19 protein-coding genes are annotated in these 20,832 nt (G+C 73.9%); 4 read left to right on the top strand and 15 right to left on the bottom strand.

From position 1 onward, the window contains the following. Positions 1 to 47: 47 nt before the first annotated feature. The 8 genes from ACFZBD_RS02450 to ACFZBD_RS02415 are packed head-to-tail and all read right to left on the bottom strand — an operon-like array spanning position 48 to position 7,559. Positions 48 to 1,730, bottom strand: a complete 1,683-nt coding sequence (locus ACFZBD_RS02450) for an AMP-binding protein (protein WP_391134004.1) — start codon at positions 1,728 to 1,730, stop codon at positions 48 to 50. Beyond that, positions 1,727 to 2,845, bottom strand: coding sequence for a Glu/Leu/Phe/Val dehydrogenase dimerization domain-containing protein (locus ACFZBD_RS02445; RefSeq protein WP_391134001.1), 1,119 nt, complete (start codon positions 2,843 to 2,845; stop codon positions 1,727 to 1,729). Before ACFZBD_RS02445 ends, ACFZBD_RS02450 begins: the two co-directional genes overlap by 4 nt. A 55-nt stretch (positions 2,846 to 2,900) precedes the next feature. Continuing rightward, the gene (locus tag ACFZBD_RS02440) at positions 2,901 to 3,464 is read right to left on the bottom strand and encodes a gamma-glutamyl-gamma-aminobutyrate hydrolase family protein (protein ID WP_391133997.1); all 564 of its coding nucleotides are present in this window, start codon (positions 3,462 to 3,464) and stop codon (positions 2,901 to 2,903) included. Beyond that, positions 3,461 to 4,285, bottom strand: coding sequence for an acetylglutamate kinase (locus ACFZBD_RS02435; RefSeq protein WP_391133994.1), 825 nt, complete (start codon positions 4,283 to 4,285; stop codon positions 3,461 to 3,463). Before ACFZBD_RS02435 ends, ACFZBD_RS02440 begins: the two co-directional genes overlap by 4 nt. Continuing rightward, positions 4,282 to 5,337, bottom strand: a complete 1,056-nt coding sequence (gene argC / locus ACFZBD_RS02430; RefSeq protein WP_391133991.1) for an N-acetyl-gamma-glutamyl-phosphate reductase — start codon at positions 5,335 to 5,337, stop codon at positions 4,282 to 4,284. Before argC ends, ACFZBD_RS02435 begins: the two co-directional genes overlap by 4 nt. Beyond that, entirely contained in the window at positions 5,334 to 6,188 is an 855-nt protein-coding gene (locus tag ACFZBD_RS02425; RefSeq protein WP_391133988.1) for a RimK family alpha-L-glutamate ligase, read from the bottom strand. The genes argC and ACFZBD_RS02425 overlap by 4 nt, the downstream gene beginning before the upstream one ends. 1 nt (position 6,189) lies before the next feature. Continuing rightward, complete coding sequence (locus ACFZBD_RS02420) at positions 6,190 to 6,375, bottom strand: lysine biosynthesis protein LysW (RefSeq protein ID WP_073816536.1); 186 nt, start codon at positions 6,373 to 6,375, stop codon at positions 6,190 to 6,192. 29 nt (positions 6,376 to 6,404) lie between these two features. Next, entirely contained in the window at positions 6,405 to 7,559 is a 1,155-nt protein-coding gene (locus ACFZBD_RS02415; RefSeq protein ID WP_391133984.1) for an isopropylmalate synthase, read from the bottom strand. A 238-nt stretch (positions 7,560 to 7,797) separates the two neighbouring features. Between ACFZBD_RS02415 and ACFZBD_RS02410 the strand changes: the two genes are divergently transcribed. After that, positions 7,798 to 8,556: an arylmalonate decarboxylase gene (locus ACFZBD_RS02410; RefSeq protein ID WP_391133982.1), complete on the top strand. Its 759-nt coding sequence runs from the start codon at positions 7,798 to 7,800 to the stop codon at positions 8,554 to 8,556. A gap of 58 nt (positions 8,557 to 8,614) precedes the next feature. Here ACFZBD_RS02410 and ACFZBD_RS02405 read toward each other — a convergent pair whose 3' ends face one another. The 4 genes from ACFZBD_RS02405 to ACFZBD_RS02390 all read right to left on the bottom strand — a co-directional run bounded on the left by ACFZBD_RS02405 (position 8,615) and on the right by ACFZBD_RS02390 (position 12,860). Continuing rightward, positions 8,615 to 9,304: a winged helix-turn-helix domain-containing protein gene (locus ACFZBD_RS02405; protein WP_391133979.1), complete on the bottom strand. Its 690-nt coding sequence runs from the start codon at positions 9,302 to 9,304 to the stop codon at positions 8,615 to 8,617. Continuing rightward, positions 9,301 to 10,557, bottom strand: coding sequence for a transposase (locus tag ACFZBD_RS02400; RefSeq protein ID WP_391133976.1), 1,257 nt, complete (start codon positions 10,555 to 10,557; stop codon positions 9,301 to 9,303). The genes ACFZBD_RS02405 and ACFZBD_RS02400 overlap by 4 nt, the downstream gene beginning before the upstream one ends. Positions 10,558 to 10,953: 396 nt before the next feature. Then, on the bottom strand, positions 10,954 to 12,201 hold the full coding sequence (locus ACFZBD_RS02395; protein ID WP_391133973.1) for an MFS transporter: 1,248 nt from the start codon (positions 12,199 to 12,201) through the stop codon (positions 10,954 to 10,956). Between the two features lie 101 nt (positions 12,202 to 12,302). Further along, the gene (locus ACFZBD_RS02390) at positions 12,303 to 12,860 is read right to left on the bottom strand and encodes an SDR family oxidoreductase (RefSeq protein WP_391133970.1); all 558 of its coding nucleotides are present in this window, start codon (positions 12,858 to 12,860) and stop codon (positions 12,303 to 12,305) included. Between the two features lie 157 nt (positions 12,861 to 13,017). Between ACFZBD_RS02390 and ACFZBD_RS02385 the strand changes: the two genes are divergently transcribed. After that, the gene (locus tag ACFZBD_RS02385; RefSeq protein WP_391133967.1) at positions 13,018 to 16,698 is read left to right on the top strand and encodes a BTAD domain-containing putative transcriptional regulator; all 3,681 of its coding nucleotides are present in this window, start codon (positions 13,018 to 13,020) and stop codon (positions 16,696 to 16,698) included. Between the two features lie 79 nt (positions 16,699 to 16,777). Here ACFZBD_RS02385 and ACFZBD_RS02380 read toward each other — a convergent pair whose 3' ends face one another. Beyond that, positions 16,778 to 17,317 carry a DM13 domain-containing protein gene (locus ACFZBD_RS02380; protein WP_391133964.1) on the bottom strand — a complete coding sequence of 180 codons (540 nt, stop codon included), beginning with the start codon at positions 17,315 to 17,317 and terminating at the stop codon, positions 16,778 to 16,780. A 132-nt stretch (positions 17,318 to 17,449) separates the two neighbouring features. Next, positions 17,450 to 17,863, bottom strand: a complete 414-nt coding sequence (locus tag ACFZBD_RS02375) for a DUF4345 family protein (protein WP_391133961.1) — start codon at positions 17,861 to 17,863, stop codon at positions 17,450 to 17,452. 90 nt (positions 17,864 to 17,953) lie between these two features. Between ACFZBD_RS02375 and ACFZBD_RS02370 the strand changes: the two genes are divergently transcribed. Then, on the top strand, positions 17,954 to 18,583 hold the full coding sequence (locus ACFZBD_RS02370; RefSeq protein WP_391133958.1) for a TetR family transcriptional regulator: 630 nt from the start codon (positions 17,954 to 17,956) through the stop codon (positions 18,581 to 18,583). A gap of 178 nt (positions 18,584 to 18,761) precedes the next feature. Continuing rightward, entirely contained in the window at positions 18,762 to 19,484 is a 723-nt protein-coding gene (locus tag ACFZBD_RS02365; RefSeq protein WP_391133955.1) for a VOC family protein, read from the top strand. A gap of 62 nt (positions 19,485 to 19,546) precedes the next feature. Here the strand turns inward: ACFZBD_RS02365 and ACFZBD_RS02360 are convergent, their stop codons facing one another. Beyond that, positions 19,547 to 20,782 (bottom strand): MFS transporter, encoded by a 1,236-nt coding sequence (locus ACFZBD_RS02360; protein ID WP_391133952.1) that lies wholly within the window; start codon positions 20,780 to 20,782, stop codon positions 19,547 to 19,549. Between the last annotated feature and the right edge of the window lie 50 nt (positions 20,783 to 20,832).

Here is a 20,832-nt window from a genome sequence, read left to right as displayed (position 1 = left end):
GGCTCCAGCGCTCGGTGTGAGGGGCGGGGAAGGGGTCAGGCGGGGGATCACGTGGCGTACCGCTCCCGTAGCTCCGCCTTGCGGACCTTGCCCGTCAGGGTCTTGGGGAGGGCGGGGACGAGCTCCACCCGGTCCGGCAGGAAGCGGGCGTCGTGGCCCGCCTCCGTGACCCGGGCCCGGACCTCGTCGAGCGTCGGGCCGTCGCCGTCGCGGGGGACCACGACGGCGACGAGCACCTGCCCGGATCCGCTCCCGGTCGTGGGATCAAGACCCACCAACGCGGCCTCGACCGCCTTCGGGTGGCCGCCGATCACCGCCTCCAGCTCCGTCATCGGCGCCACCTGCCCGTCCCGCAGGACCGCGTCCCGGGCCCGGCCGATGATGCGGATCCCACCCCGGCCGTCGTCCCGGGCGAGGTCGCCGGTGTTGAACCAGCCGTCCTCGTCCAGCTCGGCCGCGAACGCCTCGGGGCGCCGGTGGTACCCGAGCGCGAGCGACGCGCCGCGCACCTTGAGCCGGCCCACCGCGCCCTCGCTCCCGTACGCCCCCGAGCCCTCGATCCGGGTCTCCATGGCGTCGATCGCGCTGCCGTTGCTCCGCGCCGCCCACCCCTCGGGGTCCTCGGGCCGGGTGGTGGTCACGGGACCGTTCTCCGACATGCCCCACAGCGAGTGGGCGCGGGCGCCGAGCGTCTCGTGGACCTCGTCGGCCAGCTCCCGCAGGACCGGAGCCGAGCCGATCACCACGTGCCGCAGCGTGCGGGTGTCCCGCCGTTCGGCCCGCTGGGAGGCGGCCACGTCGGCGAGGGTGGCGGGCGGCCCGTACAGCAGGGTCGCGCCGTACCGCTCCACCAGGTCGAGCAGCGCCTCGTTGCGACGGACGTCCTGGAAGGCGACGGTGCCGCCCAGCATGACCCCGGCCAGGACACCCTGCGCGAACCCCGAGTAGTGGACGAGGGGGGTGGAGACCGCGGCCACCCAGTCGTCACCCGCCCCGAACGCGTCGACGTACCCGCGTACGGCGGAGTGCACCGTGTTCTGGCTGTGCAGGACGCCCTTGGACAAGCCGGTGGTGCCGGAGGTGAACAGCACCACGAAAGGATCGTCCGCGCCGAGTGCCAGACCGTCCAGCCGTGCGGCGGCGCCCTCCCGCTCCTCCCGTTCCTCGGCCACGAAGTGCTCGTGGAAGGGGAGCGCGCCCTCGGGCGGCGGACCGTCCACCACCACCACATGGCGCAGCGAGGGCAGTTCATCCCGCAGACGGGTGGTGATCTCCGCCAGCGGGGTGCCCGACCACTCGGGAAGGGTGATGCACACCCGCGCCTCGGTGAGGCCGAGCCGGTGGCGCAGCTCCTCCTCCGTGCAGATCGGCGAGATCGGGATGATGACCGCGCCGACCCGGATCGAGGCGAAGATCAGCGGCACCATCTCCCACCGGTTGGGAAGCTGTACGGCGACGAAGTCTCCCCGCTGCAGCCCCAGTTCGAGCAGCGCGAGGGCGAACCGGTCCGTGAGCCGGTTCAGTTCGGCGTAGTCGAGGGTGTCGGTACGGGACTCCGCGACGCGTCGGCCGGCGATGGCCAGCCGGCGCGGACGCAGGCGGGCCTGTCGGTGCAGGTCGTCGAGGAAGGTCTCGTCCCGCCACCAGCCCCGGCGGCGGTACTCGGCGGCGCGCCGTTCGGGAACGGCCGCCGCGGCAGGGGCCGGCCGCTCCGTCGCCGCCGTGCTCATCCGCGCTCCTCGCGACGGACCGCGAGCAGCTCGGGCAGCGGGTCGCCCGCCCGTGAGGCCGCGATCTCCAGCAGATCCCGGGTGTTCTGCCGGACCCGGTCGCCGACCCAGTCGAAGACCCACGCCTTGCGCGCCTCGACCGGCAGGTCGAACGGGACGACCCGGGTGACGGCAAGGGCCGCCGAGGCGGCGCCGCCGATGTTGGCGATCACGCCGGGGACCAGCCGGGCCCCGGAGGCGGCGACCTTCTCCTTCGCCGCCGCGCTGGAGGCGAGGTTGGCGCCCTCCACCACCAGGCCGGCCCGCAGGCGGTGGGTGTTCTCGGCGGTCAGCGCGTACTTCTGCGCCGCCAGGATCAGGATGTCCGCCTCGACGTCCAGCCAGGCGTCCGGCTCGCCGGAGAGCTGCACGCCCTGCGGCAGCCGGCCGCGGTCGATGGCCCCGAACCGGTCGGTGACCGCGACCAGGTCGGCGACCGGCAACCGGTCCGCGCTGATCGTGCCCTGGATGTCGGCGATGCCCACGACGGTGTGCCCGCGGTCCTCCAGGAACCGCGCCACCGCCCGGCCCACCGCGCCGAACCCCTGCACCACGACCCGGGCGGGACCGGTGCGGCCGCTCGCCTCCAGGGCGGTGATCGCGGCCACCCCGACCCCGTGGCCGGTGGCGTCGATCAGGGGCTCGTAGTACGTGCGCCAGTCGATCGGCATGTCGGGGGCGCCGAGGCGGTAACGGGGGTCGTACTTGGCCTCCTCGAAGAAGACGGCCCGGTCGGCGGGGGTGACGCCCATGTCGATGCCGAGGTGGATGCCGCCGTGCAGGAGCGGCTTCACCGTGCGGCCGAAGGTGCGGAAGGTCTCCTCGCGGTCGCCTCCGTCGGCGACGATCCCGGCCTTGGCGCCGCCGATGCGGAGCCCCGCCAGGGTGAACTTCTCGGTCATGTCCCGGGCCAGGCCCGCGACCTCCTCCTCGGTCACCCCGGTGGTCATCCGGGTGCCGCCCATCGCCAGACCGTCGACGAGCGTGTCGACGACCACCCATCCCTTGAGGGAGCCGCCGCTGCCGTGGAGATGGACGGTGAGGGCGGGGTCCTGCGGTTCTTCCGGTGCGCTCATGGTGAGATCCCTGTTCTGTCAGGTGCGTGAGGCGGGTGTGTCGGTGCGGGTCGGGTCACTGGTAGAGCTGCGCGAAGCCCCGCAGGATCTCCAGGCCGTCCTTGCGGAACTCCAGGTGGGCCTGGGCGCCGTGGACGCGGCCGTCGTCCGAGCGCAGGAACTCCACGGGCGCGTGCTCGGAGCGTCCGATCGAGCGGTAGCCCGGCGGGGCCTCCTGGAGGTAGAGGGTGTGCCGGTGGAAGACGGTGACGGTCGACTTCACATGGCTGAAGAGCGGCTCCTCCGTGTCGACCCGCACCTCGTAGCCGCCGACCCGCTGCGGGCCCTCGGCGAGACGTCCGCCGGCCGCGACGGCGAGGATCTGCATCCCGCCGCAGATGCCGAAGACCGGCACGTCCGTGGTGGTGACCAGGTCGATCAGGGGCTTGTAGAAGGCGCTGTCGTAGGCGCGCACCTTGGTGCCGCTCAGCACGATCGCCTGGTAGCGGCCGTCCACCCGGGCGGGTACGGACGAGGCGTCGACGGCCTCGGTGTCCGATCCCAACTCCTCGAAACGGGAGCGGAGTTGCCGGAGCGAGAGGGTGCCGTTGTCGACGACCAGCACGCGGGACCGCGTCATGCGCCCGCTCCCGTCCCGGGGGCGGGGGCCCCGGTGACGAGCGTGCCGGTGGAGCCGGCCAGCAGCTCCGTCACGGCGGCGCTGCCGATGACGACCCGCTCGACGCCGTGGTCCAGGGCCTCGCCCGCCGCCCGCAGCTTCTTGCGCATGCCGCCCTTGGCGCCCTTGTCGCGGAAGGCGGCCGCGTCGCGGGCGCCGATCCGGCGTACCGGCTCTCCGTCGATCAGCAGGTGGCCGACGTCCGTGACGAGGACCAGGTCCCGGGCGCCGGTGGCCCCGGCGATCGCGGCGGCCGCCCGGTCGGCGTCGGTGTTGACCTCCTGGCCCGCGGCGTTCCGGGCGAGCGGGGTGACGAGGTAGGCGTGACCCGGCTGGAGGTTCTTGAGCGGGGCCGGGTCGACGCCGGTGATCGGGCCGACGAGGTTCTCCAGCTCGACGAGCTGCTTCTCCCGCCACCACCACCGCTCGCCCTCGCCCGCGCTGACCAGCCCGTCACTGCCGAGCAGCCGCTCGGCGGTGACGCCCCGGCTCTCCAGCCGGGCGAGGACGTCCTCGGCCAGCACGGCGCTGACGGTCTTGATGTCGTCGATGACCTCGGGCGTGGTCCACCGGCTCTGGTTGCCGTACCGGTCGCGCAGGATCGCCGACGGCTCGCCGTAGCGGGCGTCGAGCCTCCTGAGGGGCTTGGACCAGCCGTGGACGAGGACCAGCGGGCGGTCCCGGCCGTGGCGGGCCAGGTCGTCCCACCAGCCGGCTTCGAGGTCGTCGAGGCAGCTGCCGCCGAGCTTCACCACCGTAGGGACGGTGTGGTCCGCGCTCATGCCGGCATCACCGGCTGCTGCGTCAGCCCCGTCTCCTCCGGCAGGCCGAACCGCAGGTTCGTCACCTGTACGGCCTGGCCCGCGGCGCCCTTGACGAGGTTGTCGAGCGCGGCGAGCACGACGATCCGGCCGCCCTCCTCGTCGAGCAGGGCCGTGACGTCCGCGTAGTTGGAGCCGAGGACGGCCTGCGGGTCGGGCACCGGGATCAGCGTCTCGTCGTGCCGCCGCACCCGGACGAACGGGTGCCCCTTGTAGAAGCGCAGATAGGCCCGGGTCAGCTCGCGCTGGTCCACCTTCCCGTCGGTGAACACGTACGAACTGGTCAGCAGTCCGCGGACGTTGGGGACGCCGTACGCCGACATGGACAGGTTCCCGATGGTGCCGGGCTTGCTCCGCTCCAGGAAGTCGGCGACCTCGGCGGCGTGCCGGTGCCCGGTCGGGGAGTACGGGGCGATGGCCCCGGCCCGGAAGGGGTGCAGGTCGGAGGTGCGCAGGTGGATGCCGCCGCCGCTTGACCCGCTCTTGCCGTCCACGACCACCGTCTTCAGGTCGAGCCCGAGTCCGAGGGTGAGCGGGGCCAGGCCCAGGGTGATCGCGGTGGCGTAGCAGCCGGGCAGCGAGATGAGCGCGGCGTCCGCCAGCCGGTCGCCGATCAGCTCCGGTACGCCGTAGACGAAGCGGTCCGCGAGCTCGGTGCGGCGCCGGACCTTCGGGTACCAGCGGTCGTGCAGTTCCGGCGTACGGATGCGGAAGGCTCCGCTGAGGTCGACGATGGCCGGGACGCGGTCCGCGAGGAGCGCGGCCAGTTCGGCCGAGACCGGTGCCGGGGTGGCCAGGAAGAGGACGTCGACCTCGTCCACGACCTCCTCGGTGACCGGCCGCACGGTCAGGCCCTGGTCGAAGCGGAGGCCGGGGTGGAGCTCGGAGGGGCGGCGGCCGATGTGGGAGGAGCCGCCCAGGAAGGTCAGTTCCAGGTCGGGGTGCTGGGTGATGAGGCGGATGAGTTCGCCGCCGGCGAGCCCGGAGGCGCCGACGACTCCTGCACGGATCATGCGAAGAGCTCCTGCACATGACGGGCGATGGCCGAGGGGATGTCCGCTCCGGTGGCGGAGGCCACGGCACGGAAGCCGGGGGCGTGGTTGACCTCGTTGACGACGTAGCCGTCGGGGGTGGCGAAGAGGTCGATTCCGTAGATCCCGGGGCCGAGCACGTCCACCACCCCGTCGACGATCTTGACGACCTCGGGGTCGTGGGCGACCGGGCGGTTCTTGTTGCCGAGGGCGGCGTTGTTGCGCCAGTCGCCGCCGCCGCTCTCGAACTCCGCGGCGCCGATCAGCTCCCGCCCGACGACGAGGCACCGCACCGAGCTGCCGCCGAGGTACGGCTCGACCACACTGGCCTGCTCGAAGGCGTGGGCCAGGTCCTCGATGTAGTCGTACACGGAGTGCGCGGTGTCGGCGTGCCGGATCAGCGTGACCCGCTTGCCCATCCCGCCGAACACGGGCTTGAGGACGAGGGGCAGCGGGAGGTCGGCGAGGGCCTTGTCGAAGTCCTTGCGGGAGAGCACCAGCCGGTGGTCCGGCACCGGCACGCCCGCCGTCCGGAGCAGGGCGCGCAGGGCGGCCTTGTTCTCGCAGGCGTGGATGGCCCGGGCGGTGTTCAGCGTGGGGACGCCGGCCGCCTCGGCGAGGGTGGCGATCAGCCCGCCGCGGGTGTAGCTGCGGCTGCGGATCAGCAGGGTGTCGTACCCCTTGATGGCCGGGGCGTCCGGGTGGCCGAGGGAGAGGGATTCGTCGTTGACCCAGTCGAGACGGAGGCCGAAGGCCGGGGCCGCCTCGATGAGCAGGCGTTCCTCCCAGGCGATCCGGTCCGCGACGACCGCGACGGGACGGAGAGCGCCCATGTCACTGGCCCCAGTCGCGCAGCTGCACCTCGACCATCTCCAGCGTCAGCCGGCCGTCCTCGACGGCCTCGACGCGGAGGGTCAGGATGCACTCGGGGCAGGAGAGGGTCTCGCCCTGGGTGACCGGGGGGACGGTCAGGTCGGTCTCGCACTCGGGGCATACGCCGGTCAGGGTGGCGGTGGACATCGTGAACTCCGTAAGGGGGGTGGGAGGGGTCAGGCGGGGACGGGGCGGAAATCGACGACGGCCCTGCGGATCGTGTCCCGGTCGAGCAGCGGGCGGCCGTCCCGCTCCTGCCGCTCGGCCAGCCAGAGCGTGAAGGCGTCGACGTCGACCTCCGGGCCCGAGTCGGCCAGGGCCCAGCGGACCAGGGCGGTGGTGAGACGACCACGGACGCGCAACTCTCGCCTGTTGCCGACGAGTTCGGCCGGAAGCGTCTCGTACGCCTGCGGGTGGCTCAGCTGGCCCGGCAGCTCGTAGGCGAAGGCGTGCGGGGTGGTCGGCCCGGACTGGAAGGCCTCCCCGAGGCCGGCGCCCCTGAGGGCGATCCGGGACAGCTCGGTGAGGTGGGTGAGGTCGAAGCGGGTGTCGCCGTGGATGACGCGCAGCGAGGTGAGCAGCTCGGCCAGTGGGGCGTTGCCGCCGCGCTCACCGATGCCGCCGACGGTCGCGGAGATCCACTGGGCGCCCGCCCGGACGGCGGCCAGGGAGTTGGCGACGGCCATGCCCAGCATGTTGTGGGAGTGGATCTCGATCTCGGAGCCGTCGATCGCGGTGATGTCCGCGATCACCTCCTCCATCTGCCAGGGCGAGAGGTACGCGACCGTCTCCGCGAGCCGGAACCGGTCGGCCCCGGCCGCGAACCCGGCCTCCACATAGGGGACGAGCCGCTCCCGGGGCGTACGGGCACCGTCCTCGCCGCTGAACGTGACGTGGAAGCCGCGCTCCTTGGCCTGCTGGATCGCCGAACGCGCCAACGTCTGGAGGAACTTCGGGCTCGCCGAGTCGAGCTTCAGCTGCGCGTGCTGCTCGGAGGTGGGGATGGAGTACATGACGTGCCGCACGCCCAGGCGCTCGGCCTCGTCCAGCGCACGGGCGACCTGGCGCCGGTCGCGCACGACGACCAGGGTCATGCTGCGCTCGGGCGTGACCGCCTCGTGGGCGGCGAGGACGAGATCGGCGTCCTTGGAGTCCGGTCCCGAGACCATGCCCACCTCGACCAGCTCGACGCCCGTGCGCACCAGCAGATCCGCGATGGCGGCGGCGTCCCCGGGCCCGAACTCGACCCCCGCCATGTGCGCGGAGTCCCGCAGCGTCGCGTCGGATATCCGGGGTGGCCTCTCCAGTTTCTCCGGTTCCCCTGCTGCCATTTCCTGGTCTCCTCACTCCGAAAAGGTCTGCGATCGAGCCGCGTAGGCACGGTCCCGCATTCGCTGACTCATATCCTTCGGTGCCCGGACGGCGAGGGCAATGCCTGCCGTGTCAGGGCTGTGTTGCGGAGTGTCAAGGAATGTCAGGAAGGAAAAGGAGTGCAAGGGTGGTGTGCGGGCGTGCCAAATCACGTACGCAAAGAGCCCGTTGCCATGAAGCCCGCCCTACCGTGCTGTCATGGATCTCTTCTCGCTGCCCCGGCTAGGGGTCGTCGTGCCGCCGGAGAACCCCACGGCGGAACCCGAGTTCAATCACCTGGTGGGCGCCGGAATGAACGTGTACACCTCCCGTTTCCCGGTGACACCGGGGGCCGGCCTCCGGGCGATGCTGGAGACGTACAACGAGGTGCTCCCCGAGCTGCTCGGCAGCTTCGGAGCGCTGCGCCTGGACGCCATGGTCGTGGCCTGCAGCGCCTCGCACTACCTCCTGGAGCCGGCGGGCGACCGGGCCTTCTGCGACGAGCTCTCCGCCCGCGCCGGCTCTCCCGTGCAGTCCTCCACGCAGGCGATCCTCGCGGCCTGCGAGGCGCTCGGGGCCACCCGCCTGACGCTCGTCTCCCCGTACGAGCCGTGGCTCACCGACACCTCCCGCGCCTTCTGGGAGCGGGCCGGGCTCACGGTCGACGGGGTGGTGACCGTCCCGCCGCAACCGGCCGCGAGCCCGGGCGGGGACGTGCGCTACGACCCGTACGCGGTGACGACCGGCGCGATCCTGCGGCGGATACGGGAGCGGGAACTGCCCTCCGACACGGTCCTGCTCTTCACGGGTACGGGCATGGGCACGCTCGCCGCCCTCACCGAGCTGGCCCGGCAGGACCCGCACCGCACGCTGCTGACCTCGAACCTGGCGTCGGCCTGGTGGGCGCGACGGGCAGTGGGGGAGGACGGCGAGGCGCACCATCCGCTGCTGCGCCGGCTGGAGGGCGCGACGGCCTGACGGCGAGGCCCCGGGAGCGTGGTCGCACGCGTCTTCCGGGGCCCGCGTCACGGTCCGCTCAGCCGGCGGACGTCTCCGCCATCCGCCAGGCGTACCCCAGGCGGTAGCCGACGCCCCGGACCGTGATGATCCAGCTCCCGGCACCGAGCTTCGCCCGGAGGCTGCTCACATGGGTGTCGATCGTGCGGCTGTGGTGCCCCCAGTCGCTTCCCCAGACCCGCGCCATCAGCTCTTTGCGCGTCACCACCGTTTCCGGAGTGGCGGCCAGAGTGTAGAGCAGCTCGAATTCCTTCGACGTGACACCGACGAGCCGGTTGTGCAGCCGCACCTCCCGCAGATGCGGATCGATATGGAGATGGCGCAGGGAAATGACGGCCGGAAGGGCCTGCCGGGGGTGGACGCGGCGCAGCACCGCTTCGATACGGGCCCCGATCTCCCGCGATCCCCAGGATTTCATCACACAGTCGTCCGCGCCCGCGTGGAGAGCGAGGACCCGCTCCAGTTCGGCGTCGGAATCGGTGACCGCTATCAGCGCCGTCTCTCCGCCCTTGCGCAGGGAGCGACACAATTCGAGCCCGTCGATATCGGAAAGTTCCAGGGAGAACAGCACCAGATCCGCTTCGCCGTACACCCGCAGAGCCCGCTCCCCTGTGGAGACACTGCGGGCGCCGAATCCCTGTCGCCGGAGATCCGCCACCATGGCCGCCGCGGCGGAGGCATCCCGCTCCACCACGAGCACCTTCCTCATCTGCCGCACCCCTTCCCCGCGGCTTCCCCTCCGTGGGAGGCGCCGGCGAGCGCGGCGGCCGGGACGCGGTGCGGCGCTCCCGGCGGTGCGGCGGCTCCTCCGGGAGCGCGGAAGAGGCACTGGTAGACGTAGGCGGCCGAGGCCATGGTCATGTGGTGGTGCCAGCCGGGAAAGGAACGGCCCTCGAAGTCGAGGACGCCGAACCGCTGACGCAGCGCGGCCACGGCCGAGAGCGCCGCGGTGTGGCTGCGGGCCAGCCGGAGGACCTCCTCCACCCGGTGGTCGGTGAGCGTGGTGAGCCAGTACCGGGGCGGCTGCCGGCCGTCCGGGTCGGGCCGCTCCAGGACGCGGTACGGGCGCGCGCCCCCGTCGTCGCCGGGTGCGGGTCGGGGAGCGGTCACCGTGCCCGCGTAGGTGTGGACCGGTACGGCCCGGGCGCGACCGTCGGGGGACTGCCGGAGCAGGACGTGGGTCTGCCGGGCGTGCCGCACCTCCATGAGCGCGCTCACGGTGGTCACGGCGGGCGTGGCCGGCCCGGTGGGGAGCACCGGATGGTCCGGGGGGACCTCGCACACCACCTCGGCCCGCTGCCGGGCGAGGCCCGCCAGGACCCCGGCCGCCTGGTCGCACCGGGTGAGGTCGAGCACCCAGGGCACGCGCGGGAGTCGCGGCTGCGCCGCCACCTCGGCGGCGTACCCGGTGACATGGTCGGCGGGGATGCGCCCGGCCTCGGACCCAGGGATGCGCGCACGGCGCATGCGCTCCCGGTCCGAGTCCCACGTACCGTCGAGCACGAGGCTCCAGCCCACCGGGTAGCACTCGGTGCCCGAGGCGAGGAAGAAGACCAGGGCGCGCTGGCAGTTGACGGTGCGTCCGGTGCGGGTGTCGACGCGCCGGTGCACGCCCACCGAGTGCTCGCCGCGCTTGGGGATGAGGAGTTCGGCGACGGTCCAGGCGTGCGGCGTCGTCCGCGCGGCCACCCGGCCGGCGAGCCGGCGGCGCACCGGAGTCCAGTCCCAGGGACTGCCGTTGATGAACTGCTGGAGGCCGTGTGCCGCGGCCGGGGGTAAGGGCTTCGCCAGGGCCATGCGGCGGGGTGTCTTCTTGCCCGATACGTGGAGCAGGGCCCACAGATACGCCTGGGCCCAACGGCGCTGCTCCGGCCGCCGGAACGTCCGGAAGATCTCGTCCATGAACGTCTGCATGCACGCGCCCTCGCCCGGCGCCGCCGCGCGTACCTCGCTTGACGACATGTGACGCCACGCCCCCTCGATACTCGTCATCACCCGCACCCGAGTGCCTGCATGGCACATCAGTACGAGGTGAAAGTACCGTCCGGGACGTTTTTTGCCCGGGTCGGCCGCCCATTTTGCGAATTCGCGGGCTGACCTGCGGAAACGTACGTCGGCGGGGTGGGGGCGGGGGCCGTGCGAGGCGGAGGGACCCGGTTCCCACCAGTGCGGGAGCCGTGCTACGGAGCCGTCCGGTGAAGTGTCAACAAATCATGAACATGGCACCGGCTCGGAGTTGGACGGACCGATTCCGCCGAGGGGGACCGTCGGCGGAAGGCGGCCGCCGGTGGCCCCCGGGCCGCCGTGACGGATGACCGCCGGAGGACGACGGGCAGGGTGTCCTCCGGCGCTCGGTCGTCAGGCCACCTCGGCCGGGGCCTCCGGCCGCTGGGCGGGAAAGCCCGCCCGGCGGGCGTAGAGCACGACCGCGATCACGGGCAGCAGGAGCAGCAGGACCGTCCAGGGGAAGGACTCGCTGCCGATCACGTCGAGCAGGATGCCTCCGACGATGCCGCCGCCCGCCATCGCGACGTTCCAGAGGGTGACGAGCATCGCCTGGGCCGCGTCGGCGGACTCGCCGCCCGCGTCACCGACGGCGGTCTGCAGCAGGGTGGGCACGCCACCCCAGCCCAGCCCCCACAGCACCGCGGCGAGGTAGACGAGGGCGGTGGTGTCGGAGAGGACGGCCAGGAGCAGCGCGGCGACGGCGACGAGCAGGGCTCCGCCGACGGTGAGGGCCCGCAGCCGTCGGTGGATCTGCGCGCCGACGATCCAGATGCTCGCCAGCGAGGCGCCGCCGAAGACCAGCAGGATCAGACCGGTGGAGCCGCCGAGGCCCAGGTCGTCGAGGTACGTGGCGATGTACGCGTACAGGATGGTGTGCGCCAGCACGAAGACCAGCGTGACGAAGAGGACGGGGGAGACGCCGGGGATGCGCAGGGTCCGCAGCAGCTTCGGCCGCTCGCCGCGCTCCTGGCCGGGGAAGTCCGGCACGGCCGCGAAGATCCACACCAGCAGCACGACCGTGAGGACCGTCATCGACAGGAAGGCCACGCGCCAGCCGAGCCATTCGCCGAGGAACGTTCCGGCGGGCACGCCGAGGGAGAGCGCGACGGGGATGCCGGCCATGGCGATGGCCAACGCCTTGCCCTGGAGGTGGACGGGGGCCATCCGGCGGGCGTACCCGGCGAGCAGGGCCCAGGCGACACCGGCGGCGACACCGGCGACGAACCGGGCCACCATCGTCAGCTCGTAGACCGACGACACGGCCGTCACGGTGTTGGCGAGGGCGAACCCGCCCATGGATGTGAGCAGCAGCTTCTTGCGCCGCCAGCCCGCGGTGGCCGCGGTGAGCGGGATCGCGGTCAGGGCGGTGCCGATCGCGTAGACGGTGACCGTCTGGCCGGTCGCGGACTCGCTCACCCGCAGGTCCTGGCTCATCGCGGGCAGCAGGCCGGCGGGCAGGGTCTCGGTGAGGCTGGTGATGAAGACGGCGGTGGCGAGGGCCAGCAGCGCGAAGAGCGGAAGCTTCTGCTGTTCGTCGCTCCCGCTCCTCGTGTCCGGGGCCGCGGCGGCGACGGGCGCCGTGTCGGGTGCGGTGCTCATGGGTGTGCTCCAGGTTTCCGGAAGGGGAGTGTGGGTCCGGGGACGGAAGGTGGATGGGGGTGAGCGGGCGGGGGAGGCGGTCGTGGTCGGGCGCGGCCGGTTCACGGGCGCCCGAGGCCGCCGTCGACGGGGAGCCGGGCCCCGGTCGTGAACGTCGCCTCGGTGGCCAGGAACAGCGCGGCGCGGGCCACCTCCTCGGCGGCACCGAGGCGCCCAAGCGGTGGCAGGGGTACGGCGCCGGAGCCCGGCGCCTCGATACATCCCGGGGCCACCGCGTTGACGCGGATGCCCCGGAAGGCGAGCTCGGCGGCGAACGCCCGCACGGCGTCGTGGCACGGGGTGGGAGCGGTCAGTACGATCGCCCCGCCGTCCTCGACGTGCGGCAGCAGGGGGCGCGCGGTGGGGATGGCGTCGGCGAAGAGGAGACCGACGCCGCCGAGGTCGGTGGCGCCGTCTCCCGCGAGGGCGGCTTCCACGGCCGACGGCGCGACGACCCGTGCGGTGGAGCCGAGTTCGGCGATCGCGTGCGCGCGTTCCTCCGCGGTGCGGGCGGTCAGCAGGACCGCCGCCCCGCCCTCCACGAGACGCTTGGCGATGGCCAGGCCGATGCCGGTGGCCTCGCCGGCGACCAGGGCTCTTCGGCGCGCGTACTTGGTCATGGTTGCCGCTCCCTCCAGGGGCGCCCGTTCCTCACCGGCGCGGTGGTGCCACCGATGGGGACGACTCTGCGCCCGGGCACTTCGGGGAAGCTTCGGGAAAACCTCGGGGCGGCTGACGGCCGCGGCGCCGGTCCGCCGGACATGTACGGTGACGGCTATGCGGTTTGGGGTACTCGGGCCACTGGCGGTGTGGGACGGCGAGGGGCGGGAAGTCAGAGTTCCCGAGGCCAAGGTCCGGGCCCTGCTGGCGGACCTGCTCGCACACGACGGGGGGCCGGTCTCGGCCGACCGGCTCATCCACGACCTCTGGGGCGACGCCCCTCCGGGCAAGCCCTCGGGCGCCCTCCAGGCCAAGGTCTCCCAGCTCCGCCGGGTCATCGGCCGCGACCGGGTGGTCCGCCAGCCCCCCGGCTACCGGCTGCGGCTCGACGGCGGCGACGAGGTGGACGCCGTACGGTTCCGTGCCCTGGTGACCGAGGCCCGCCCCCTCCGGGACCCGCGCGCGCGGGCCGCGCTGCTCACGGAGGCGCTGGAGCTGTGGCGTGGACCGGCGTACGCGGACTTCGCGGACGGTCTCTTCGTACGGGGCGCCGCCCAGCGCCTCGCGGAGCAGCGGCTCTCCGTACGGGAGGAGCAGGCGGAGGCGCGCCTGGAGGCGGGCGACCACGCGCTCCTCGCCGGGGAGCTCGCCGACCTCGTAGCGCTCCATCCGCTGCGGGAGCGCCTGCGCGCCGCCCAGATGAGGGCCCTGTACGCGGCGGGGCGCCAGAGCGAGGCGCTCGCGTCGTACGAGGAGCTGCGCATCCGGCTGGCGGGGGAGCTGGGGGTCGACCCGAGCCCCGAACTGGCCGCTCTGCACGGGGCGGTGCTGCGGCAGGAGCCGGGACTGAGCGCGGGGGCGTACGCGTACGGGGCTCCGGCGGGCGGCCCCGCGGGACCGGCGCACCCGGCGCCCGCACAAGGCACGACGCCCGGCCCGCACGCCGGGGTGACCGGGGCGCTCCCGCTCACCTCGCCTGCCGCGGGAGCCCGGTTCGGCGCGGTCGCTCCGCACGCCGCGGGGGCCCGGTTCGGGTCGCCCGCCGCGGGGTCTCTGTCGGGCGCGGGCACCTCGCCCGCTGCGGGGGCCTCGTCCGGAGCGGCGGGCGCCGCGGGGGCCTCGTCCGGGGCGGCGGGCGCCGCGGGCACCCCGCCTGCCGCGGCCCCGCCGTCCCACTCCAACCTCCCCGTCCCCCTCACCCCCCTCGTCGGCCGGCGTCAGGCACTCACCGACCTCTCCTGCCTGCTCGCCGACGCCCGGCTGGTGACCCTCACGGGACCCGGCGGCGTCGGCAAGACCCGACTGGCCGTGGCGGCGGCGACCGCCGAGCGGGACGGTGCCCGGGCCGGCGAACTGGCTGACGGCACCTGGCTCGTGGAGTTCTCCGGCATCCGCGCCGGCACCCCCGCCGACCTGGCCCAGGTCGTCGCCGCCACCCTCGGCATCCGCGACGACGCCCCCCGCCCGCTGCCGGGCACCGGTACCGGAACCCCCTCCCTGCCGCACCGCCTCGCCGCCGCCCTCCGCGACCGCCGCACCCTGCTCGTCCTGGACAACTGCGAGCACGTCGTCGACTCCGCCGCGGAACTCACGGAGCTGCTCCTGCGTACCGCCCCCGGCCTGCGGGTCCTCGCCACCGGGCAGGAACCGCTCGGCCTGGCGGGCGAGGCGATGTTCCTGGTCGAGCCGCTGCCGCCCGCCGACGCCGTCCGGATGTTCATGGAGCGCGCCGCCGCCGCCACCCCCGGCTTCCCGCGCGACCCCGGCGCGCCGGACGAGCCCGAGCGCCGGGCCGTCGCCGAGATCTGCCGCCGGCTCGACGGCATCCCCCTCGCGCTGGAGCTGGCCGCCACCCGCGTACGCGCCCTCGGCGTACGGGAGTTGGCTGCGCGCCTCAACGACCGTTTCCGGGTCCTGACCCTGGGACAGCGCGGCGCTCCGGCCCGCCAGCAGACCCTGCGGGCGGTGATCGACTGGAGCTGGGAGTTGCTCAGCGCGCCCGAACGCATCGTCCTGCGCCGCCTCGCCGCCCACAGCGACGGCTGCGACCTGGCAGCCGCCGAGGCGGTCTGCGCGGGGGACGGAGTCGCCCGGGACGAGGTGCTGGACCTCGTCACCCGGCTGGTCGACCGGTCGCTGGTGGTCGTGGCGGAAGGGCCTACCGGCCCCCGCTACCGACTCCTGGAGTCCGTCGCCGCGTACGCGACCGAGCGGCTGCACGAGATGGAGGACCTCACCGCCGTACGGGACCGGCACCTGCGCCACTACCGGGCCCTGGCCGAACAGGCCGAGCCGCGGCTGCGCGGCGCCGGACAACGGCCCTGGCTGGCGCGGCTGGACGCCGAGGCCGGCAATCTGCGCTCGGCGCTCGACGAGGCGGTGCGCCGGGCGGGGGCCGGGCAGCCGGAAGAGGCGGTCCGGCTGGTCACGGCCCTCGCCTGGTGGTGGCTGCTGCGCGGCCGCCTCACGGAGGCCCGCCGCAGCCTGGGCATGGTACTGGCCGCGACTCCAGGCGCCCCCGACCGCACCGATCCCGCCTCAGCCGGCCCGGCCGACTCCTGCTCTCCCGCTGCGTCCGGCCTGGCCGGCTCCCGTTCTCCCGCCCCCGCCGGGGCCACCGAACTCGCCCTGCTGCATGCCGCCTTCGCCCTGCTCACCGGCGACCACACGGCCGCGGCCACGACGGTGGACGGTCGCGGCCTCACCGCCACCGCCGCCCCGACCGCCGACACCATCCCCGACCCCGTACGCCGGGCCCGTGCGCTCTGGCTCTGCGCGTACGGCCTCTTCAGCGCGGGGGACCCGGTCGGTGGCGATGAGCTGAACACCCGTGCCCTCACCCTGTTCACCACCGCGGAGGACCAGTGGGGCACCGCCGCCGCGCTCGGCCTGCGCGCCACGCTTGCGCTGGTCCGCGGCGACCTCGCCGGGCTCGGCCGGGACGGGTTGCGCAGTGCTCTGATCTTCCGCGAACTGGGCGACCGGTGGGGTGAGTTGCAGACCGTGTCCCCGCTCGCCGCGCTCGCGGAGATCAAGGGGGCGTACGAGGACGCGGAACGCCGCCAGCACGAAGGGTTGCGCATGGCCCGGGAGTGGGGTCTGGAGGCGGAGGTGTCCGCGCGGCTCTCCGGTCTCGGCCGGCTCGCGCTGCTCGCCCGTGACTGGGACCGCGCACGCGACCTGCACGCGCAGGCGCGCCGGATCGCCGCCGAGCAGGGCTACAAGTACGGCGAGATCCACTCCGAGATGGGCCTCGCCCTCGGCGCCCGCCGTTCGGGGGACCTCGACGGGGCGGAGGCGTACCTGCTGAACATCCGTGACGGCTACGCCGACGTCTCCTCCCAGGCGGGGGACCATCTGCTCCTGGCCGAACTGGGCTTCGTCGCCGAGCTGCGCGGCGACGCGCGCGGGGCGGCCTCCCACCACCTGGCCGGTCTGGAGATCGCCCGCGCCCTCGGCGAGCCCCGCGCCCTGGCCCTCTCCCTGGAAGGCCTCGCCGGCGCCGCCGCCCTCCCCGGCCACGCCCCCGCGGCCGGCCACGCGGCCGTCCTCCTGGGCGCGGCGTCCGCCGCCCGGCGCCGCGCCGGGGCCCCGCTGCCACCCGCCGAACGCGCCGACGTCGACCGTGTCACCGCCGCGGCGCGGGCCGCACTGGGGGCGGCCGCGTTCGCGGAGGCGTACGACAGGGGCACCCGGCTGGACCCGGAGGAGGCGGTCGACCAGGCCCGTACGGCTCTCCTCCGTACAGAAACGCCGACCGCCACCCAGCCCTCGTCCCGCCGCGCCCGGCCCCACTGATCGGCCCCGCAGGCGCCGGGACGGGTGGCGGAATAGCCGTCCGGCGGGGAGACCATGTCGCAGCGGTCGCAACTCCCGGTCAGACGCGGGTCAGTTCGGCCGCGCCGAAGGAGACGTCGAAGCGATCGCACCAGATACTGACGCTGGTGTAGGTGCTCCACTGCACGCCGGCCGGGAGCGCGTAGTTCTGGTCCCCCTTGTTGCCCTTCAGCTTGCCGAGACTCACGTACTTCCCGTCGTCGAACACGCGCCAGCCGGCCGTCCCCTTCCTGACCGGTGCGTCGGTCAGCCAGACGCGCAGGTCGGGCCCGCTGCTCGTGTCCAGGCCCTCGATGCGGAGGGTGTGGCTTCCGTCCCCCAGCCGGATGATCTTCGCGGTACCCGTCGTGGCGTGCTCGTGGCTGATCAACGTCCCCTGAGCGACGGTCCGCGGACCCGGAGCTGGGGATCCGGCCGCCGCGGGCTCGCCCGATGCCGTCGCGGCCACGGCGGGCAGGGCCTCCCGCACGGTCTCGTCGACCCAGAGCCGCCACGGCTGGAACCACACCACCCCGAGGGCGACCACCACACCGACGGCGGCGCCCACGGCGACCAGCCTTGTCCTCACCCTGCGTTCCATGACGCACCCCTCTCCAGCCGGAAACCTTTGTCGGCATGGAACGGGACTGCGGCACCCATGACGATTCCCTTAAGGTACTCCGACCGCGGTCGGCGGCCGCGGGCGTGCACGGACACCCGCTCCGGCGGACGCTCACCGGCCGGCCGGGGTGGCCTCCGTGTCGCCGCGCAGGGCGCGCTCTTCTGCTTCCGCCAGCCAGAAGAAGACGGGCGGCAGGGCGAGTTCGATCACCGTCAACGCGACCTGGAAGCCGTGCGGCCACCCGTGCACGGCGAGCGAGAGCAGTCGCCCCGCGGCTCCCAGCAGCAGGACGCCGGCCAGCCACCGCACCGCCGAAGCCGGAATCGGGCGCTGCCGGGCCGCCCAGAGCCAGGCCAGGCCGTAGCCGACGAAGCCGGCCCCCATGAACCGGCCCCAGCTGTCGACCGTCGCCCCGGCCGAACCCGCCCCCGGGATCGCCGCGTTGCCGAGGGCCAGATGGAGCAGGCCGATGGCCACGCAGGACCATCCCGTCAGCTGTACGAGGAAGCGCAGAACCTTGGCCATGGTCCCTCCCGGCCTGGTGGGGCGATCGCTAGTTGACATGCGTCTAGTAGCGTGGCGGCCAAGTAGACGCATGTCAACTAGACTGGGGGAATGCCTCCCCGCCAGCGGCTCACGCCCGAGGGCCGGCGCGCTCAGCTCCTTGCCGTCGGTGCCCGGCTCTTCGCCGCCCACCCGTACGATGACGTGCTGATGGAGCAGGTCGCCGAAGAGGCCGGGGTCTCCCGCGCCCTGCTCTACCGTCACTTCTCCAGCAAGCACGCCCTCTTCGCGGCCGTCTACCAGGATGCGGCGGACCGGTTGCTCGCCCGGACGCGGTTCGATCCGGCCGACTCCCTGGTGGAACAGCTCGTCCAGGGCATGGACGTCCATCTCGACTACTTCGTGGCCAACCGCAACGCCGTCCTCGCCGCGAACCGGGTCCTCGCGGGGGACCCGGTGATCCAGACGATCATGACGAACGAGCTGGACGCGCTGCGGGCGCGGCTCCTGGCCGTTCTGCCGCTCGCGGACGATACCGCCCGCGAAGCCGTGTCCGGCGTACTGAAGAGCTGGCTCGTCTTCGTCCAGGTCCTGTGCGTCGACTGGCTCACGCACGAGACCTGCACGCGCGCGCAGGTGCGCGACGTCTGCGTCGGCGCGGTCCTCGGCGCCCTCCGACCGCTCCTCCCCGCGGCCGCCGTCCCGGACCGGCCGACACGGCAGGAGCGCGGTGAAAGCTAGGGGGTGTGACCATTTCCCGTCCGGGATGGCGGCAGCGTGAGGGGCGCTGGCTGACGGTGCTGCCCGATCGCCCCGCCGGCGGAAACTCGCGTGCGGTCGCCCGCACCACCCCTCTAGGCTGCGCTCGCCGGACGGCGAGGCGCCGTTCCGGCCGTCTGTGGATCGGAGATGCGGGGACGTGACCAGTCAACTGTTCGCGGTGTGCTTCCATGCGACCCGGCCGTCGGGCCTGGCGCGCTTCTGGGCCGGGGTCCTGGGCTGGGAGACGGCCGAGGGTCCGGACGGTGATCTCGCGATCCTGCCCCCTGATCCCGCCGGGTTCCGCATCCGGTTCCTGCCGAGCCAGGCGCCCAAGTCCGGCCCCAACCGGGCGCACTTCGACCTGACGAGCACTTCCCCGGAGGACCAGCTGCAGACGGTGGCCAGGGCGCTGGAGCGCGGCGGGGAGCACATCGACGTCGGGCAGCGTCCGGAGGAGGGGCACGTGGTGCTCGCCGACCCGGACGGCAACGAGTTCTGCGTCATCGAGGCGGGCAATGCGTTCCTCGCCGACACCGGGTCCATCGGGGCGCTGGCCTGTGACGGTACGCGGGAGGTCGGCTACTTCTGGAGCGCGGCGCTGCGGTGGCCGCTGGTCTGGGACCAGGACGAGGAGACCGCGATCCAGTCGCCGCACGGCGGTACGAAGATCACGTGGGGCGGTCCTCCGGTGGCGCCGAAGAAGGGCACGAACCGGCTCTTCTTCGAACTGGCGGTCCCCGCCGGCACCGACTGGGACGCGGAGCTCGACCGCCTGATCTCGCTCGGCGCGACGCGCACCGACACCGGCGCGGGAGACGGCGGGCCGGCGTCGATGCTCGACCCGGACGGCAACGAATTCCTGGTACGGCGGCCCCGGTAGCGGCCACGCCCGTGACGCCGCGGACGGCGTGCGGGCGCAGGCGGGTTCGCGCTGCGCGCGCGTCAGCCGCCGAGGATGAGCAGGGCGGCCAGCGCCGGGCCGAAGGCGCCTCCCAGCTGGTAACCGAGGTTGAACAGGCCGATCGCCGTGGCGCGTTGCGCGGGCGCGGCGGACCCGGTCGCGTAGACCGCCAGGGTGGCCTGGCCCGCGCTCGTCGTGAAGACGGCCAGCGTCGCGACCGGCAGGAGCAGGGACGGCCAGGGGGTCAGGGCCGCGGTGAGCGGGGCCAGGGCGCCGACCGCGAGGAGGATCGTCAGGACCCGCGGCCGGCCCATCCGGGCCGAGGCCGCCGCCAGCACCATGGAAAGCACCGAGCCGGTGAGAAGGGCGAGCGTCTGGCCGGTGCCGATCGTGGCGGTCGACCAGTCGGTGCGGTCGCGCAGGAGGTGCGGGACGGTGAAGAGGAGCGTGAAGTACGAGGTCGCGAAGGCGCACGCGAGCGCGGTGGAGAGGACGAACGTCCGGCTGCGCAGCAGGGACACCGGGACGAAGCCCGTGGGCCGGGACCGGATGTGCAGGGCGAGCAGCGCGGCGGCCAGGGCGGAGGCGGCCGCCGCGGGGAGCGGGAAGCGCGGCACGAGGACCAGGGCCGTCGCCAGCAGGACCAGCAGAACGGCGCCCCGGCCGTCGAACGGGGTGCGCCCGGCTGCAGGAGGTGCGGACAGGTCGGCGCGGCGCATGACCGCCGGCAGGGCGAGGAGGGCGACCGCTCCGACGGCGAGGGAGACCCGCCAGGACGCCGCGCCCGCGAGTGACGAGCCGAGGAGCGGCCCGACCGCGCCGAGCGTCCCGAAGCCCGCCGTGATCACGCCCATCCGGCGGACCGACCCCGCCAGGCTCATCGCCGCCGTGACCAGACCGGCGCCGCCCATCGCCTGGGCCGCCCGGCCCGCCATCGCCAGCGGCAGCCACGGCGCCACGGCGACGACCACCGTGCCCGCCGCGATCAGCACCGCGCTCAGCCGGAGCGCGGCACCCAGGCCGCGGCGGCGCAACAGGCCCGCCATCAGCGGGGTGCCGACCGCCACGGCCCAGGCGAACACCGTGACGAGCCAGGTCGCCGTGGGGGTACGGACACCGACCGCGTCCGCCATGTCCGGAAGGATCAGGACCGGACTGTTGGCACTCGCGGCCAGCGGAGTGGCCAGTAACGCCAGCCATACGGCGGGCACGTGCCGGGTATTTCGAGCGGTCCCCGTGGCGGGGGCGGGGGAGGGGGCGCGGTCGAGCAGGGGCACGGTGGACTCCGGGGGGCGGGCCGGGAGCGGCCGGGGCGGACGGTACGAAC

The sequence above is a fragment of the Streptomyces sp. NPDC008121 genome (genome assembly GCF_042957155.1).
GTDB lineage: Bacteria > Actinomycetota > Actinomycetes > Streptomycetales > Streptomycetaceae > Streptomyces.
Note: the sequence above shows the minus strand (reverse complement) of the source record. Positions and strands in the feature narration are given on the sequence as shown.